Origin of the sequence: Nonomuraea monospora (genome assembly GCF_039531895.1) — a bacterium.
Taxonomy (GTDB): Bacteria; Actinomycetota; Actinomycetes; order Streptosporangiales; family Streptosporangiaceae; genus Nonomuraea; species Nonomuraea monospora.
In genome coordinates, this window is the sequence record NZ_BAAAQX010000027.1 from 44,471 (window position 1) to 60,795 (window position 16,325).

The 16,325-nt window shown below is 71.9% G+C and carries 16 protein-coding genes; 9 read left to right on the forward strand and 7 right to left on the reverse strand.

The window, feature by feature from the left end; all coding sequences use genetic code 11:
• Positions 1 to 14: 14 nt before the first annotated feature.
• On the reverse strand, positions 15 to 2,498 hold the full coding sequence (locus tag ABD331_RS39610; RefSeq protein ID WP_344487139.1) for an NHL repeat-containing protein: 2,484 nt from the start codon (positions 2,496 to 2,498) through the stop codon (positions 15 to 17).
• Positions 2,499 to 2,693: 195 nt separating this feature from the next.
• Complete coding sequence (locus ABD331_RS39615; protein ID WP_344487141.1) at positions 2,694 to 3,593, reverse strand: helix-turn-helix transcriptional regulator; 900 nt, start codon at positions 3,591 to 3,593, stop codon at positions 2,694 to 2,696.
• 223 nt (positions 3,594 to 3,816) lie between these two features.
• Between ABD331_RS39615 and ABD331_RS39620 the strand changes: the two genes are divergently transcribed.
• From ABD331_RS39620 to ABD331_RS39630, 3 genes are all read left to right on the forward strand, one after another.
• Complete coding sequence (locus ABD331_RS39620) at positions 3,817 to 4,515, forward strand: SDR family oxidoreductase (RefSeq protein WP_344487143.1); 699 nt, start codon at positions 3,817 to 3,819, stop codon at positions 4,513 to 4,515.
• Between the two features lie 117 nt (positions 4,516 to 4,632).
• Positions 4,633 to 4,974: a WYL domain-containing protein gene (locus ABD331_RS61100; RefSeq protein ID WP_425566158.1), complete on the forward strand. Its 342-nt coding sequence runs from the start codon at positions 4,633 to 4,635 to the stop codon at positions 4,972 to 4,974.
• Positions 4,975 to 5,094: 120 nt separating this feature from the next.
• Positions 5,095 to 6,057, forward strand: a complete 963-nt coding sequence (locus ABD331_RS39630; protein WP_344487145.1) for a TIGR01777 family oxidoreductase — start codon at positions 5,095 to 5,097, stop codon at positions 6,055 to 6,057.
• A 236-nt stretch (positions 6,058 to 6,293) separates the two neighbouring features.
• Here ABD331_RS39630 and ABD331_RS39635 read toward each other — a convergent pair whose 3' ends face one another.
• Together ABD331_RS39635 and ABD331_RS39640 are read right to left on the reverse strand one after the other, a co-directional pair.
• Complete coding sequence (locus ABD331_RS39635; protein WP_344487147.1) at positions 6,294 to 6,899, reverse strand: HD domain-containing protein; 606 nt, start codon at positions 6,897 to 6,899, stop codon at positions 6,294 to 6,296.
• Positions 6,900 to 6,946: 47 nt separating this feature from the next.
• Positions 6,947 to 8,104, reverse strand: coding sequence for a pyridoxal phosphate-dependent aminotransferase (locus ABD331_RS39640; protein WP_344487149.1), 1,158 nt, complete (start codon positions 8,102 to 8,104; stop codon positions 6,947 to 6,949).
• A gap of 51 nt (positions 8,105 to 8,155) precedes the next feature.
• Between ABD331_RS39640 and ABD331_RS39645 the strand changes: the two genes are divergently transcribed.
• The 4 genes from ABD331_RS39645 (at position 8,156) to ABD331_RS39660 (ending at position 11,515) form a co-directional block, all read left to right on the forward strand.
• The gene (locus ABD331_RS39645; protein ID WP_344487151.1) at positions 8,156 to 8,701 is read left to right on the forward strand and encodes a helix-turn-helix domain-containing protein; all 546 of its coding nucleotides are present in this window, start codon (positions 8,156 to 8,158) and stop codon (positions 8,699 to 8,701) included.
• A gap of 30 nt (positions 8,702 to 8,731) precedes the next feature.
• On the forward strand, positions 8,732 to 9,271 hold the full coding sequence (locus ABD331_RS39650) for a DUF4232 domain-containing protein (RefSeq protein WP_344487153.1): 540 nt from the start codon (positions 8,732 to 8,734) through the stop codon (positions 9,269 to 9,271).
• A gap of 124 nt (positions 9,272 to 9,395) precedes the next feature.
• Entirely contained in the window at positions 9,396 to 11,144 is a 1,749-nt protein-coding gene (locus tag ABD331_RS39655; protein WP_344487155.1) for a hypothetical protein, read from the forward strand.
• Positions 11,141 to 11,515, forward strand: coding sequence for a hypothetical protein (locus ABD331_RS39660; protein WP_344487157.1), 375 nt, complete (start codon positions 11,141 to 11,143; stop codon positions 11,513 to 11,515). The genes ABD331_RS39655 and ABD331_RS39660 overlap by 4 nt, the downstream gene beginning before the upstream one ends.
• Before the next feature lie 255 nt (positions 11,516 to 11,770).
• Here ABD331_RS39660 and ABD331_RS39665 read toward each other — a convergent pair whose 3' ends face one another.
• Both ABD331_RS39665 and ABD331_RS39670 read right to left on the reverse strand, forming a co-directional pair.
• On the reverse strand, positions 11,771 to 12,829 hold the full coding sequence (locus ABD331_RS39665) for a winged helix DNA-binding domain-containing protein (RefSeq protein WP_344487159.1): 1,059 nt from the start codon (positions 12,827 to 12,829) through the stop codon (positions 11,771 to 11,773).
• Positions 12,826 to 13,812, reverse strand: a complete 987-nt coding sequence (locus ABD331_RS39670; RefSeq protein ID WP_344487161.1) for a zinc-binding dehydrogenase — start codon at positions 13,810 to 13,812, stop codon at positions 12,826 to 12,828. The genes ABD331_RS39665 and ABD331_RS39670 overlap by 4 nt, the downstream gene beginning before the upstream one ends.
• A gap of 62 nt (positions 13,813 to 13,874) precedes the next feature.
• On the opposite strand from ABD331_RS39670, the gene ABD331_RS39675 reads away from it, so the two are divergent.
• Entirely contained in the window at positions 13,875 to 14,885 is a 1,011-nt protein-coding gene (locus tag ABD331_RS39675) for a helix-turn-helix transcriptional regulator (RefSeq protein ID WP_344487163.1), read from the forward strand.
• 364 nt (positions 14,886 to 15,249) lie between these two features.
• On the forward strand, positions 15,250 to 15,585 hold the full coding sequence (locus ABD331_RS39680) for an avidin-fold protein (protein WP_344487165.1): 336 nt from the start codon (positions 15,250 to 15,252) through the stop codon (positions 15,583 to 15,585).
• Positions 15,586 to 15,592: 7 nt separating this feature from the next.
• On the opposite strand, the gene ABD331_RS39685 is transcribed toward ABD331_RS39680, so the two are convergent.
• Complete coding sequence (locus tag ABD331_RS39685; protein ID WP_344487167.1) at positions 15,593 to 16,240, reverse strand: Lrp/AsnC family transcriptional regulator; 648 nt, start codon at positions 16,238 to 16,240, stop codon at positions 15,593 to 15,595.
• Positions 16,241 to 16,325: the final 85 nt, after the last annotated feature.

The following is a 16,325-nucleotide window of genomic DNA, read 5'->3' on the forward strand; positions in this document are numbered from 1 at the left end:
TGAGCAGGGGGTGCTTACGGCCGCGGGATCGCGAACCGGTACAGCCGCTCGTTGATCTTGTAGTAGAGGTTGCCGAAGCCGTCGGCCGTCAGGCCTTCCATCCCGGCCACCGTCAGCAGCACGGTCGCCGTCTTCGTCGCTCTGTCGATGCGGAAGAGCTGGTCGCCGAAGGTGCCGTACACGTGGTCCGGGTCCTGGGCCACGGTGAGCAGCACTCCGTCACGCCAGGCGAGGCTCGGCCTGGCGGCCCAGTCGGGGTCGGGGAACAGCCGTTTGGCGGTGATCGTCCCGGGCTGCGCGGGGTCGAGGGTGAACAGCGAGCCGCCCGCCAGGCCCCACAGCTCGCCGTCCACCTCCGCCAGGGCCGTGACGGCCTTGGGCGCCGTCAGGGGGAGGGGGTGCAGGCGCACGGCGGCGGTGGCGGGGTCGAAGGAGAAGAGCGTGGCCGACGCGCCCGGCGCGTAGACGGGGTCCACGCCCAGTGCGCCGCGCGTGGACGTGCCGCCGAACAGCTTGCCTCCGGCGTAGGCCAGCGAGACGACGGACTGGTCCGGGACGACGCAGAGGGTTCGCCCGGTCGTGCCCTGTCTCCAGATGGTGAGGGCGCCGCTGCGCTTGCCGTACTTCGGCACCGTGCCCATGTAGACGGCGCCGTCCGGGCCGCCGGCGAGCGCGTACGGCCGGTCCTGCGGCGGCGGCCCCTCGCCCGGCTCGCAGTCGTCGGCCTTGTCGCCCGCCGCGCCCCCGGTGTAGAGGAGCGCCGGCGGCCAGGAGCCCCCGGGAGCGTAGCCGTAGAGCTTGGCCGACGGGTAGACGCCGAGGTAGAGCCGCCCGTCGTGGGCCAGCACGCTGTCGGTCTGGTCGAGCCCGGCCAGCGTCGGCGTGTCGGGCCTGCTGTCGTCGCCGTCACCGCGCAGCGGGTCGTGGACGCCGGTGCCGCCGGTCAGGTAGCCGCCGGTGTAGACGCGGCCGTCGGGGCCCGCGCCGAGCGCGTTGATCGCGGCCGGCAGCACGGGGGCGCCGGAGACGAGCCTGCTGCTGGAGGCGCCCGTCGCCGGGTCGTAGGTGAAGATCCTGGTGCCGTCCACGGCCGCGCCGAGCCCGGCCAGGGTGGCGCCGGACCAGGTGTAGCCGGTGACGTCGAGCCCGGGGCGGACGGAGGTGGCCTGCACGGACCTGGTGGCCACGTCGTAGGAGTGCAGCAGCCCCTCCTTGACGAACCAGACCTTGCCGTCGCGGGCCGGCGAGTGGTGCAGGTCCACGTCGGTGAGGGCGGCGTCGGTGACCGCGGTGTACGCGCCGCCGGCCTCGCGGGCGACGCGCAGGACGAGCAGCGTCCGGTCGATCCAGGCGAACAGCCTGCCCCCGGTCCAGGTCAGCCCGCCCACCATGGAGCTGTGCGCGTACGCGGCCGGGAGCAGGTCGTCCACCTGGCCGGTGACGTTGTCGAACCTGACCAGCCCGGCGTCCGTGCCGGTGCCGAGGTAGGTGGCGTTGGCGTCCGGGTCGTGGGCGAGGCTGCGGACGTACTGCGCGCCGGCCACGATGGGCACGGACCCGATCGTGGTGAAGGCGCCGCCGTCGTACTTGAAGTAGCGGCCGTCGTTGTACGTGCCGCCGTACACCTTCCCGCCCGCTCCGGGCTCCAGGTCCCAGATGAAGGAGTAGCCGCCCTCCGCGCGCCCGAGATCGGCGATCGTGGACTGGCCGGGGACGTACCGGTACAGCTTGGAGTTCGGATAGGTGCCGAGGTAGACGCTGCCGTCGGTGGCCGTGGCCGCCGCCCAGCCGCCGACAGTGGGGCTGGCCGCGCTGTCCGGGATGGTGATCTTCCTGGTCGCCTTCGCGGTGGCCAGGTCGATCTCCGCGAGCTGCGGATTGACGTCGGCGGTGCCGGTGTAGAGGGCGTAGGCCTTGCCGCCCGCGAACGTGGTGGCGTTGGGCGCGCTGCTCTCGATCTGCACGCCCAGGTCGGTCAGGTCCTTGGTGATCAGCACCTCGTCCCAGTAGGCGGTGCCCACGTCGGCCACGCCCGAGTAGATGAGGGCCGAGACGGTGGCGGTGCCGGTGGGGGCCACGCCCGAGGTCATCACCCGGTTCCATCGCCGGCCCGTCGCCGAGGCGTTCGCGCCGCCGGTGAGGAGGCGGCCGGAGGCGTCTCTGAACCGGAGATACAGGTGCGCGCTGCCGGTTTCGGCCCAGACCGTAGCGTTGAGGGTGTAGCGCGTGCCGACCGTGGCGGGCAGGCCGGGCATGCTCTCCCTGCCGTAGGCGGCGGCCGGGCCGGTGTCGGTGACGCGGGCGGTGGTGCGTCCGTCCCACACCACCGGGTCCACGCCGCCCGGGCTGTGCGAGCCGCTCCACCCGACGAGCCCGTCGTCGAAGCCGTCGTTGAGAATCCGCAGGTCGGACGCGTACGCCGGGGCTCCTGGCAGGGCCGTGAGCAGTGCCGCCAGGAGCGCCGTCGCGGCCGTTCCGCACAGCGCGGCGCGTCTCACGCGCCGCCGCCTTCCACCTGGGAGCCCTGCCGTAAGGGACTGTTTGCAAAGGTGTGCACAGCACCACCTCCGTGATGGCGTTCATTTGTGCGCGATAACGGTCCTGACCGTAACCTTGCGAGCGTCGCGCGTCAATGCGATCACCGCCCCGGATCGACCCGAGTGTTGAGCGGCGAGAAGCGGATCAGGCGCGCCTCAACGCGGCCGGTCGACAGGGGGCGCCGGCTGGGTGGCTGCCAGGCTGGCCAGGAGCTTGAGCCGCTCTTCCGAGGTGCTGCCCGGCTCGGCGGTGTAGACGGTGAGGCCGTACACCGTACGGCTGGAGATGGGCAGGTCGAGAGACTGGTAGGTCAGCTCCAGGTCGCCCACCTGCGGATGCCACAGCCGCTTGCCGCCGTCGTGGCGGATGCGCACGTCGTGGGCGGCCCACTGGCCGCGGAACTCCGTGCTGAGCGTGGACAGCTCGCCGACGAGGTCGCGCAGGGCCCGGTCGTGGGGCTCGCGCCCGGCCTCGGCGCGCAGCAGCGCGGCGCTGATGACGGCGGCCTCGTCCCAGTCGACGAAGAACCGCCGGGAGTCCGGATCGAGGAAGACGTAGCGGGCGAGGTTCGCGCCGCCGTGCTGAGCGGTGGTCGGGCTGTCGAAGACCGGCGCGAGCAGGGCCCGGGCCAGCGCATTGCAGGTGACGATGTCGGCGCGGCCGTTGCGTACCCACGCCGCCGACATCGTCATGGAGTCCAGCAGCCACTGGACCCGCGGCGGAACCTGGACCTCCTTGCGGCGCGAAGGCGCGCGGCGAGCGGGCCGGGCGGCGCGGGCCAGGTCGAACAGGTAGGTGCGCTCGTCCTGGTCCAGACGCAGGGCCTGGGCCACCGCGTCGAGCACCTCCTCCGACACGCCGCTGATGTGGCCCTTCTCCAGCCGCGTGTACCACTCCGTGCTCACCCCGGCCAGCACCGCGACCTCCTCGCGGCGCAGCCCCGGAACCCGGCGCCGGCCGCCGGCGGGCAGCCCGACATGCTCAGGGGTGAGCTTCGCGCGCCGGGTGGCGAGGAAATCCCGGATCTGGGCGCGGTGGTCGGGCCGGTCGTCCATGCCTACCACGGTAGCCGCAGGGTTCGCGCAGGTGACGGCGGTAAGGGGGTTGAGCTTGTCCCCCCTATGAACGCGCTCTGCCTCGTGCGCGGCCAGACCGGTTTCCTGGGGTCAGCAGGCCGAACGCGACCTGCGACACGGGGACGGGCCAGGCGATCTGGCCGCCCAGCACCGTACGAAGCCGTCCTGTGCAGCAGGACCTCCGACACCCGGGAGCATGAGCATGACCGGCAAGACCGTACTGATCACCGGCGCGACCAGCGGCATCGGCGCCCACACCGCACGACTGCTCCTCGACCGCGGCCACCGCGTGGCCGTCACCGGCCGCGACGAGACCAAACTCAAGACCTTCCTCGACCAGACCGGCCACCCCGACCGGCTGCTCGGCATCGTCGCCGACGCCGCCGACTGGCCGGCCACCCAAGCCGCCGTGACCCGCACCGTGGACCACTTCGGCGCCCTGCACGGCGCGGTGGCCAACGCCGGCTTCATCCCCGCCGACCACCCGCGCACCATCGCCGACGGCGACCCCGAACTGTGGGCGCCCATGGTCCTCACCAACGTCCTCGGCCCCGCCCTGCTGGCCAACGCCGCCCTGCCCCACCTCGAGGCAACGAGCGGGCGGCTGGTGCTCATCGGCAGCGTCGCCGGCCTGAAGAACAGCCCCGCCAACCTCTACTCCGCCACCAAGTGGGCCGTCACCGGCATGGCCGAGAACCTGCGCATGTACGCCACCGGCCGCGGCGTCGGCGTCACCCTCGTCAACCCCGGCATGACCGACACCGCCTTCTGGCAGGGCGGCGTCCCGCCGTTCGCCATGTCGCCCGAGCCGGTCGCCGAGGCCATCTGCTTCGCCCTCGGCCAGCCGGGCGGCGCCGACCTCAACACCCTGACCATCCGGCCGATCGGCCAGCCCGTCTGAGGGCACTTCCTGTGGTGTCGGGGTTCCTCGGGGGAAGCGAGGTGAGCGGGCGGACCGTACGGGCCGACGTGGAGCGCCTGCGCAACCTCGGCTACCGGCTCGGCGGCGGCGCCGTACTTGTCGCCGTCGCTGCTGGACGACGAGGAGGGGGTCGCCGTCACCGTTGGTCTGCGGACCGCGCCCGGCGGTGCCATCGCGGGGATCGAGGAGTCGTCGTCTCGGGAGCGGCTTCCCTTCGGCTACCACGTCGGCGCGGCCACCGTGCGCGGCGTCGAGCCGTACCGGCTCGTCATCTGGGGCCGCCGCTGGCACCTGCTGGCCTCGCGCCCCGACCGGCCCCCGCTTCACCCCACGGGACCTGCCCGGCGACGTCGCCGCCTACGTGTCGGGCCGGGTGTCCGCCCCACCTCACCGCCGCCGACGCGGTGGCCGCCGCAACCCGTACCACCGCAGGGTTGACCCAGCAGGCCGGACGCGTCGTCCTCGGTCAGGACGGGACGATCGCCCTGGATGAACACCCGGCTTTGAACGTGTTCAGCCCGCCGCGCTACGCTCGATCCAGACCTTGGGGGTAGCCGGATGAAAATCGTGATACCCGGAGGAACCGGGCAGATTGGCGCCATCCTCGACCGCACCCTGACGGCCGCGGGCCATGACGTCGTCCTCCTGACCAGGCGGCCCGCGCGCGACGGCCACGTCCACTGGGACGCCGCGACCCTCGGCCCGTGGGCCGAGAAGATCGACGGCTGCGACGTCGTGATCAACCTGGCGGGCCGCAGCGTCAACTGCCGCTACACGCCGGCGAACCTGCGCGCCATGATGGACTCGCGCGTGCGCTCCACCCGCGTGGTCGGTGAGGCCGTCGCGGCGGCGGCGCGTCCTCCGCGCGTCTGGCTGCAGATGAGCACGGCCACCATCTACGCGCACCGCTTCGACGCCCCCCATGACGAGGCGACCGGCGTGATCGGCGGCGGCGAGCCCGGCGTGCCGGGCTACTGGGCGTACAGCGTGGAGATCGCGAAGGCGTGGGAGCGGGAACTGGAGCGGGCCGGCACGCCGCGCACGCGCAAGGTGAGCCTGCGGGCCGCCATGGTGATGAGCCCCGATCGCGGCGGCGTGTTCGACGTGTTGCTGCGGCTGGCACGCCTGGGGCTCGGCGGGCCGGTCGGCGGTGGCGCGCAGTACGTGTCGTGGATCCACGACCAGGACTTCGCCCGGGCCGTGGCATTCCTCATCGAGCGGGAGGACCTCGCCGGGCCGGTCAACCTCGCCGCTCCGGACCCCCTGCCGCAACGCGCGTTCATGCGGGCGCTGCGCCGCGCGCGGGGAGTTCCTGTCGGGCTGCCCGCCACGAGGTGGATGGCCGAGGCTGGGGCGTTCGTGCTGCGTTCGGACACGGAGCTGCTGCTGAAAAGCCGCAGGGTCGTGCCCGGCCGGCTGCTCGGCGCGGGTTTCACCTTCGGTCACCCGGAGTGGCCCGAAGCCGCCGCCGACCTGGTCCGGCGGTCAGGGCGCGGTGGGATGGACGTGCTCGCCGCGTAGGGCGGTGACCTGCTGGGAGCCGGCCCGCGCGCCGGCGCGGCGAGTCAAGGGCACGGCGAGGCTGGAGTGCCGCGGCATCGTCAGGTTCGCGGTGAGTCGAGGTCACGGCGAGGCTGGAGTGCCGCGGCATCGTCAGGTTTGCGGTGAGTCGAGGTCACGGCGAGGCTGGAGTGCCGCGGCATCGTCAGGTTCGCGGTGAGTCAAGGTGACGGCGCAGCCGCAGCGCCGCGGCATCGTCAGATGCCGAGCGGGTTGCGGGCGATGCGGTCGGCGACCCCGCCGGCCACGGACTGTGCGGCGGTGCTGCCCGGCTTGCGCGCCGCCTGCTCGTTGAAGCAGGCGATGAACTCCTTGGCCAGGTCCAGGCGCGGGTAGCGCTCGAGCACCTCGCGCCGCAGCTCGGCCGGGAGCTGGTCGATGTGGCGGCCGGAGATGTCCATGGCGGTGGACAGCTCCAGCAGGTGCCCCTCCGGGTCCTCCTCCACCGGCACCTCGGGCCACATGTGCCGGATGATGATCTCCGAAGCCCGTGCCCGGCGCTGCGGGGGCCAGCCGGCGCCGGCGCCGAAGACCCAGGCCACGTGGCCGCCCGCGTCCTCGAAGGGCACCGTGTGGCTGTCGAACTCCGCCACCAGGCCGATGTCGTGCAGCAAGGCCGACACGTACAGCAGCTCGGCGTCGAACGCGATGCCGTTGCTCTGGGCGTGGGCCGCCGCCCAGAGGTAGGCGCGGATGGAGTGGTTGAGCAGGGAGGGCGTGTGGTACGTGGTGGCCACCTCCAGGGCGCCACGGCAGGCCTGGGTGCCGGGAATCAGAAGATCATCGAACGTTGCAGGTGTCATCGGATGCCTCGTTTTTCGGGAATCGGACGGTGTCGTGGGAGCTGGCGTCAGAGGGCCAGGCGGAAGCGCTTGCCGAGGCCGGTGAGGCGTTCGACGGGTTCGTTGGCGAAGACGAGCCGCAGATAGTGCCCGCCGCTGGGGCCCCAGCCGTCCATGGGAGTGGCTGCGATCTTCGCCCGGTCGAACAGGCGCCGCGACAGCTCGGACGCGGTCAGCCGCAGGGGCCTGGTGTCGATGAGGAGTGACCAGCCGCCGTGCGGCCGGATGACCGGGTAGGCGGCGAGCTGGTCCAGGACGGTCTCGCAGCGCCGTCGCCAGGTGGCCGTGGCGGCGGCGACGTCGGCATCGGCGTCGGGTGCGTCCAGCGCGGCGGCCACGGCCTGCTGGGCCAGGCCGACCTGGCAGACGACGTTGGTCATGCCGACGAGGCGGATGTCGGCCATGATGGGGGCGGGGCCGACGACCCAGCCGACGCGCCAGCCGATCAGCCGCAGTTCCTTGGAGGCCGAGCCGACGGTGATGGTGCGCCGCGCCAGGCCCTCGTGGGCTGCGGGGTGGCTGGGCGGGCGGCCGTCGAAGCGGATGCGTTCCATGGCCGCGTCGTAGATCAGCCAAGCGTCGTGGCGTTCGCAGGCGTCGGCGAGGGCGGACCAGTGGCGCTCGTCCAGGACGAGGCCGGTCGGCATGGCCGGCCCCATCATCAGGACCGCCGCCGTGTTGGGTCCGACGGCGTCGGCGAGTCGTTCGGGATCGACGGTCCAGCCGTCCGAGCTGGGCTGAGCGGGGACGAAGCGGGGGATTCCGCCCGCGAGCCGCACCCGGTTGACCAGGCCCGCGTAGATGGGGTCGCACAGCACGACCTCCTGCCCGCCCTCCACGGTGGCGAGCAGGGTGTTGAGGACGCCGTTGAGCCCGCCGGCCACACTGACGCATTCGGTGGCCGGATCGTAGGGGCGCCCGCTGACGCGTCCGACGTGCCCGGCGGCGGCCTCGCGCAGGGAACGATGGCCTTGGAACGGCAGATAGCTGTTGGCCGCGTCGTCCTCGACGGCGGCATGCGTGGCGGCCAGGGCGACGGCGGGCGGACGCAGGTCGGTGTCGAGGTTCTCCAGCCGCAGGAACTCCGGGTCGTCCATCGCGTCAGCCGCGTCACCGACGGTGTCCACACCGATGCCCGGGATGTCGCGCAGCCGCGTCACCGTCATGTCGCCTCCGAACCGTTTCGCTGGTACATGCATACCACTATGCTGATACGCATGGATCTTACGCAAGTGGTGGGGCAGAACGTGCACCGGCTCCGCACGGCGGCCGGGACCTCGCTGGCCGACCTGGCCGCCGCCGGCGGCATCAGCAAGACCACGCTGCACGGCATCGAACAGGGCCAGGGCAACCCCACCCTGAGCACCCTGTGGGCCCTGGCCACCGCGCTGAAGGCGTCCCTCGGCGAGCTGCTCGAAACGCCCGCCTCGGCCGTCGAGGTGGTCCGCGCCGACGACCGGCGACCGCAGGTCGAGGGCGACGCGGTGAGCGCGCGGCTCCTGCACCGCATCAGGGTGCGCGGCACCGTGGAGGTGTACGACATCGCCATCGGCCAGAACACCCAGCACTCCGACGCCCACCTGCCCGGCGTCGAGGAGTGCCTCGTGCTCACCCGCGGACACGTCACCACAGGCCCCGCCGACTCCCTCACCGACCTGGCCGAAGGCGACTCCATCCGGTTCGATGCCGGGCGCCCGCACCAGTACCGGGGCCAGGCCGCCTGCAACCGCGCCGTGCTTCTCATGGTGCACCCCGACAACTGAGGAGCCGGTGAAGGGCCACAATGGGGTCCGATGACCGTCAAATCCGCCGTCCGGGCGTTTTCCCTCGCCGTGCTGTGCCTCGCCGGTTGCGGCGTGGACACGCGGGCCACCGTACAAGACCGGCCCGCACCCCCGACGGCCGTGCGGCGGCTGACGCCCGCGGCCTGTCCCGGCTCGGGAACGTCGCTGACCGCCGAGCAGCCGAACGCCGCCATGGGGCTCCGCGTCCAGACCGTGATCCTCACCAACTGCGGTGACGAGGTGCGCAGCGTCCACGGCTACCCCCGGGTCCGCGTCCTGGACGAGGCCGGTGAGCCACTCGACCTCGAGATCGACAAGGGCGCGCAACGGGTCACGACCGCGGTCAAGGATTTCGGGCCTGCGACCGTGTCCCTCCGTCCGGGCCAATCCGCCCGCTTCGCCCTGGTGTGGCGTAACACGTACGGCGGCACCACGCAGGCTCCCCAGCTCGGCACCACCCTCGTGGTCGGCGGCCACCGTGTCCCGGGCCACTTCGACCTCGGCTCGACCGGCCGCCTGGGCGTCACCGCCTGGGAACGGGCCGCCTGATCGCCTCGCGTTAGTCACAGGGCGTGACGAAAAGGATACATTCCCGAATCACTTTTCTGTAGTCGTACGGTTACCATTCGCCTAACGTATGTGGGGCTGATCTCTCCCCCGAGAGGAGCCCGGCATGTACACCAGTCCGCCTGCAGCGGACCCGACGGCCACTCCGCAGGTCCCCTTCGGCGCGGCCATGCGCAACGCGACCCGGTACATGGCGGTCGCGGCGTACCTCGATCCGTCGTTCCGTGAGACGGCGCTGCGCGAGCTCATCCGCAACCGGCACCGGGGCGTGGCGCCCTCGCACGGCGGCTTCGACGTGGTCCCGGTGTTGCGGCACTGCCTGCGCGCGCGATCGTTCCTGCTCGCGCGGGAGGTCGTCCTGACCGTCGTGCTCGCCGGCGGCCTGCTCCTGTTCACCGAGGTCATGATCCAGTGGCTCGCCGTGGTGATCCCGTTCGCGCTGCTCACCGTGCGGCCGCTGCGCCGGCTCTCCCGCCCCTACAAGATCCTCGTCTGGTTCGTCATCTCGACGCTGATGGGGATACCGGTCATCTTCGCGCTCGTGGCCTACGTCGCCGCACGTGAGCTCAGCTCCTTCCGTGAAGGAGGCGCGCCGCCGAGCAGTGCCGCCCTGTCGCTGCAGTTGCTCATCGTGGTGCTCCTGTCCCTCGGCGTGGCCGCCGGCTACCGGGTCGCCGTGTTCCGCGTCATCGGCCGCGACCTGCGCCCCGGAGCGCCGCCACCGCCGCCTGGCTCGGCGGCCGACACGGGGGCCGAGCAGCGGCTGCGCTGGATCGGCGCGGCGCAGCACGGGAACGTCACGCTCTACTCCGGACGCAACCCGTTCCTCGGAGCCGGCGACACGGCCAGGGCCTGGACCATCGCGGTCGAGCTGGACCGCACGCCGGGCCCGCGCGACGGCTCGGGGCCGGCCCGGCCGCTGGTCGAGATCGACCCGGTGGAGCTGCACGCGTTCGTACGGGAGCGGCTGGCGCAGATGAGCGCCCAGTCCCACCCGGCGGGCATCATCAACCTGCTCATCCGCGACCAGATCGTCGCCACCGGCCGCTTCAACCAGTTGCACGGCTGGAACGGCAAGGGCCCGGCGCTGCATCCACTGGTGGATCCCGGCCAGCTCTGCCCGTGGACGAACCTGCCGGAGCAGGTGATCGCCGCGGTGATCCGTACCCCGCAGGCAGGCGCGCGGCACTACCAGCGGCTGGACATCAACTCCGAGGGCCCGCACGTCCTCGACCCGGCGGGCCGCACCGTCATCCCGGCCGTGGACCGGGGGACCTCCGTCACCGCGTTCGTGCACCTCGCGGTCGAGGGCCGGATGCTCTACACCGAGTTCGTCGTCACGGTGCTGCCGCCCGTGGCCGGGTTGTACCGCTCGGTGGACGAGCTGCCGCTCTCCTCACCTCCGCTCCTGGTCTACCACGCGCTGCGCGGGCGCTGGCTGTACCTGTTCCGCGACATCGTCGCCGCTCCCGTACGGCTGCTGCGCATGGCCTGGCAGGCGTTCCGGCACGCCATCGGCGTGGACGACCCGCGGGCGTACACCGCCTACGACTACGGTTCGAGGCTGAGCCTGCGCGAGCTGGGCGCGGCCGAGCGGGCCGACACCCTCATCCAGGAGCTGGACGCCTTCAAGTACACCAAGCTCGTCGAGGAGCGCCTGACCTCGGCCGTCCTCGACTTCCTGGAGGACAAGGGCGTCGACACCACCGCCTACCGACGCCAGGCCACCGCGGTCTCGATCTCCAGCACGACCCACTACGAGTACAGCGGCAACTACCCGGGCGCGCAGTTCGGCGGCCCCGGCTCTCAGTTCGTCCAGAACGTCAACACACAGCGCGGCGAGGCGAACTCATGACCGACAAGGACAAATACACCTACAGCGGGACGTTCACCGGCAGCCAGTTCGGCGGCCCCGGCTCCCACTTCACCCAGAACGTCACGACGAGCGGCCAGCCCGCGGACCCGAACCTGGTGCAGCTCCAGGCGCTGCTCGCCGACCTGATGGCCCGCGTCGCAGCCCACTCCACCGAGATCGACCACCCTGAACGGGCCGGCCGCGACGCGGCGGAGCTCCTCGCCGAGGCCGCCCGCCCGGTGGCGGAGCGGGACACGGGCCGCCTCGCCGACGCCTTCCGCCGGCTGCGCGACCGCCTGCGCCCGATCGCCGATCTCGCCGACTCGCTCAGCAAACTCGCCGACCTCCTGACCAAGTTCCTCCCCTCCTGAACAGGCGCTATATCGGCCCGCTGGCGAGCGACTTCGCGATGGTCGTCGAGGACAATCCCGACCTCCTCGGAGAGATCGTCGATGTCCCGCGGCGACGTTTCGAGGAACTCATCACGGAGGCGATCGCCGCCGAGTCAGGACGGGAGGCGGCTCGCCCTGTCGCGCAGACGATGATCAGCGCATCGATCGGCCTCAAGCATCAGGTCGCGTCACGGGAGACCTATCTCGAACGACTGGAGGTGGCCATCGGCCTTCTCATGCGCGCCGGTGCGACAGGAACGGCAGCAACTGGTCGATCTCGCGATCGACCGCCTGCTGTTCGCTCGCCGACAGCGGCGAGAACGGCGTCAGCCGAACCTCGCCCGCGGTAAAGGACCAGGTGCCGCGGACGAAGCCGTCGACGAGCAACGTCGGCAGGACTCTGGCCTGGCCGGGGGCGACCTGCCCGCGGTCGGCGTCGGCGATGACGCGGCTGCGGTCGGCGTGCCCCAGGAGGGCGTTGTCGTAGGCGGGCAGCAGCCGCACCGGAGCGGGGGTGTCGGGGTCGGGGAGTGGGGCGTCGGGCAGGTCGAGCAGGCGCCGGCCGTCGGGGCCGGTGTAATGGCGCAGGTCGGCGTCCATCTCCGAGACGATCTGGTCCAGCCGGGTCAACCCGCACCACGCCTGGATGTCCGCCACGGTGGCGGGGCCGAAGGCGGCCAGGTAGCGGACGATCAGGTCGCGCAGTGCGCCGGGGCGCGGGGCGTCGGTCGCGGCGGCGGTGACGGTGACCGACGAGCGGGTGCCCCAGCCGCCCCAGGACGCGGTCGCCGGATCGTGCACAAGCGGCGTGCGCAGCTCGATCTCACCGGCCAGGGTCCGGCCGTCGCGGCCCGGATGGAGGGCCGCGAGGTGCCTGGCGAGATCTCTTCTGGGCAGCGGCCCGGCCTTCAGGAGGGCGTGTGCCTCGGCGAGCAGAGCTTCGGGGTCGAGCCCCGCGTTGTTGCGCCGGAAGTGGGCCGAGCCCGCGGTGCGGCTCAGCACGGGCTGCAGCACCGGCCGCAGCCGGCGGAAGTCGTCGGCCGCGGTGAGGTGCATCGTGCTGCGCAGGAAGCCGGAACGCACCACCCGTCCCTGGGTGAGCAGGGTGGTGAGGTCGGCGTGGGTGAAGCCGCGGATCCGGGTCCACAGGCCAAGGTAGGGCCAGTTCGGCTCCTGGGCCTGCATGGCGACCAGATGGCCGATCACCTCCAGAGCCGCCAGGCCGGTCCGCTCCAGCAGGAACTGCCGCTGGAGCAGGGCTCGGTTCAGCGCCCGGCGGGACAGGGCGGTCATGCCAGCCGCACCGAGACGTTGCCCCGGTAGTCGCCGCGCAGCATGGCCAGGAACGCGCCGGGCACGCCGTCGATGCCGGTCTCGACCACGGTGCGCGGGTAGACGAAGCGGCCCTGGCCGAGTGCCGTGCGGAAGTGGTGGTGCCAGGCGGCGACCTGGCCGGGGGTGTGGTGGCAGGAGAACGGCATCAGCTCGACCCCCCTGGCCAGGGCGGCGTCGCGGTCGGGCGAGGGGAAGCGGTCCGCGGCTGCGCCGAGCTGGGTGGACAGCGAGCCGCACAGGGCGAACCTGGCGCCAGGCACGGCGGCTTCGAGCGCGGCGTCGTACAGCGCGCCGCCCACGGTGTCGAAGAAGACGGTGATGCCCTCGGGGGCGAGCTCCTTGAGCGCGGCGACCGGGTCGTGGTGGTAGTCGAAGGCGGCGTCGAAGCCGAGTTCCTGCACGAGGTAGTCGGCCTTGGCCTGGCTGCCCGCGCTGCCGATCACCTTCTTCGCGCCCAGGTTGCGGGCGATCTGCCCGGCCAGTGAGCCGACACCGCCGGCCGCGCCGGAGACGAACACGACGTCGCCCTCGCCGGCCTTGGCCACGTCGGCCATGCCGTAGTAGGCGGTCGGGCCCTGGCCCAGGTGGTAGCTGGGGTCGGGGTAGGCGTCCGGGTCCAGCTTGAAGTAGGAGGCGGCCGGTCCCGCCGAATGGGCGCTCCAGCCGGTCATCGACTGCACCAGGTCGCCCTCTCGCAGGTCGGGGCTGTCCGAGCTGAGCACGGTGCCGATCGCCATGACGCCCACCCGCTGGCCCGGCTGCCAGGCAGGGATCGGGAGGTGGCAGTCGGGGCGCATCAGTTCGAGGTAGGTGGCGGCCAGGCCCAGGTAGTCGGTGCGGACCACGACCTCGCCCTCGATCTCCGCCTGGACGACGGCGAAGTGCTCGGGGGCGGGGGAGGCGTCGATCTGGGAGGTCAACTGGATCTCGTGCGTCATCATGCGCTCACGCTAGCGAGGCTTCCGGCCAGTTTCTGACCGGAAGTACAGGGATAATTCCGGATATGGCCAACACGAGTTCCCGGACGCTCACGCTGCTGTCGTTGCTGCAGACCCACCGCCACTGGCCGGGCGCCGATCTGGCCGCTCGCCTCGGGGTGTCGGAACGCACCCTGCGCCGGGACGTCGACCGCCTGCGCGAGCTGGGATACCCGGTACACGCCTCCCGCGGCACCGACGGCGGCTACCAGTTGGAGCCCGGGGCCGTGCTGCCCCCGTTGCTGCTGGACGACGAGGAAGGAGTCGCCCTGGCGGTCGGCATGGGGGACACGGCGCAGAGCGGCATCGCCGGGCTGGACGAGGCCGCGATGCGCGCGCTGACCAAGGTGGTGCAGGTCCTGCCGCCCCGGCTGCGGGCCAGAGTGAACGCGCTGCGCGCGATGACCGTCTCCGCGTCCTCCGCCGGGCCGGTCATCCCGGCGGAGGTGCTGGCCATGATCGCCCAGGTGTGCCGCGACCAGGAACGGCTGCGCTTCCACTACACCACCCGCGGCGGCGCGCAGACGGAACGCGAGGTGGAGCCCCATCGCCTCGTCGCGCTCGGGGGCCGCTGGTACCTGGTGGCCTACGACCTGACCAGGCACGACTGGCGCAGCTTCCGCCTCGACCGGCTGACCCAGCCGCGCAACACCGGCTCTCCCTTCCTGCCACGGCCACTGCCGGGCGGGGACGCCGCCGCGTTCGTCCGCACCGCCACCCAGGCCCCGACCGCGCACACCGTCGTCGTGCTGGTCGACGCACCCGCGGAGCGGGTGCGCCGGATGGTCGGCCAATGGGGCGAGATCGAACCGGTCGACGACCGCCGCTGCCGGCTGACGATGGTCTCCACCAGCCTGGATTGGCCCACGCAGGCGCTGGGCAACCTCGGCGCGGAGTTCGAGGTGGTGCAACCGCCGGAGTTCGTCGATCACCTGCGGGACTGGGGCACACGCTTTCTCCATGCCGTCGGCAGATCGGCAGGCCTGGCGGGAGATGAGACATCTCCTCAGGTGCGGTCAAAGGCTGCTGAGCTCTGACGCTGACGTTCGGCGCTGAACGGCGTAACCCGGCGGATCGAGCCGGGCCAGCGATCCGCAGCCACCCGTCGAGGTGCACAAGGCGCGGCGCGAGCGGCCGTCGCTGGAAGGGGCGTGGCGTGCGGACGCGTGCTGTGAGGGTGGGCGTGTCGTGAGGACGCGTGCTGTGAGGGTGGGCGTGCCCTGAGGGGCGCACGTGTCATGAGGGGCGCGCGTGTGATGAAGGGCGCGTTGGTGGACTGAGCCGCGCCCGCGCCGCCTCCGGCGACTGCCGCGCTGGACGGATTTCCCGCACTGACAGGACGCCCTCACCATATGTCCAGCCGCATGCTGATATTTCGGAAATGTAGGGACCATAGACGGCGTGAATCTCAACGGTCGTACCTTCGTGATGGTCAGCTCCACGGCGAGCGCGGTGAACCCCGACAGCCCCACCCGTTTCCACTACTGGGAGGCCGACGAGGTCGTCTGGGGCGAGTACACCGGCGACACGGTGACCCACGGACGCTTCGTCGGCACCCGCGACGGCGACCAGGTCTCGATCGCCTACGCGCACGCCCTGGTGGCCGGCGGCAAGGCGGGCGGGCAGAGCAGCAGCCGCATCGAGACGGGTGACGACGGGCTGCTGCGCCTGGTGGAGGAGTTCAGCTTCGACGGGGACGACACGCTGCACGTCAGCGTGTGCACCGAGGTCGCATAGGCGAGGCTCAGTCGTCCTTGCGCAGGGCGGCCCGGCCCTCGGCGGCGCCGACGAAGCGCATCTTGCCGAGCGGCACGTCGCCCTGCGCCTCCTGGGCTGGCCGCCGCTGCTGGCGGGACCGGTCGCGGGCGGCGTCACGGTCGCTGGGCAGCACGTACGGCCGCCTGAGCACCTCGTCCAGGATGAACACGGTCTCGGTCGCCTTGACGGCCGGGATGTTGGCCAGCCGGTCGGTCACCATGGAGTGCACGGCGGCCACGTCGGAGACCCGCACCTGGATCATCGCGTCGTGCTGCCCGGTGGTGATCGCGCAGTACTCCACCTCCGGCATCCTGGCCAGTTCGGCCCTGAACTGCTTCCACATCTGCTGGCGCACGGTCACGAAGATCAGCGCCGTGATGCCGAGCCCCGCCCTGAGGTGGTCGATCTCGGCGGTGAAGCGTTTGATCGCGCCGTCGGCGCGCAGCGCCTCGAAGCGGGTGTAGGCGTTCGCGCGGGAGATGCCCACCCGTTCGGCCAGCGCGGCGACGGAGATCCTGCCGTTCTCGCGCAGGACCTCAAGGATCTTCAGGTGGATGTCGTCCAGTTCGAGACCGATGCCGATCCGTCCAGGCTGACCGCCACCGCTGACACCATTTCTGGAAATTTCACTCATCATTACCTCATCCACCTTTATATACGTCCAGCCGACCGCACAGTCCCTGGACGATCTGCCGCACAATCCTCGACATCCTTCTGCT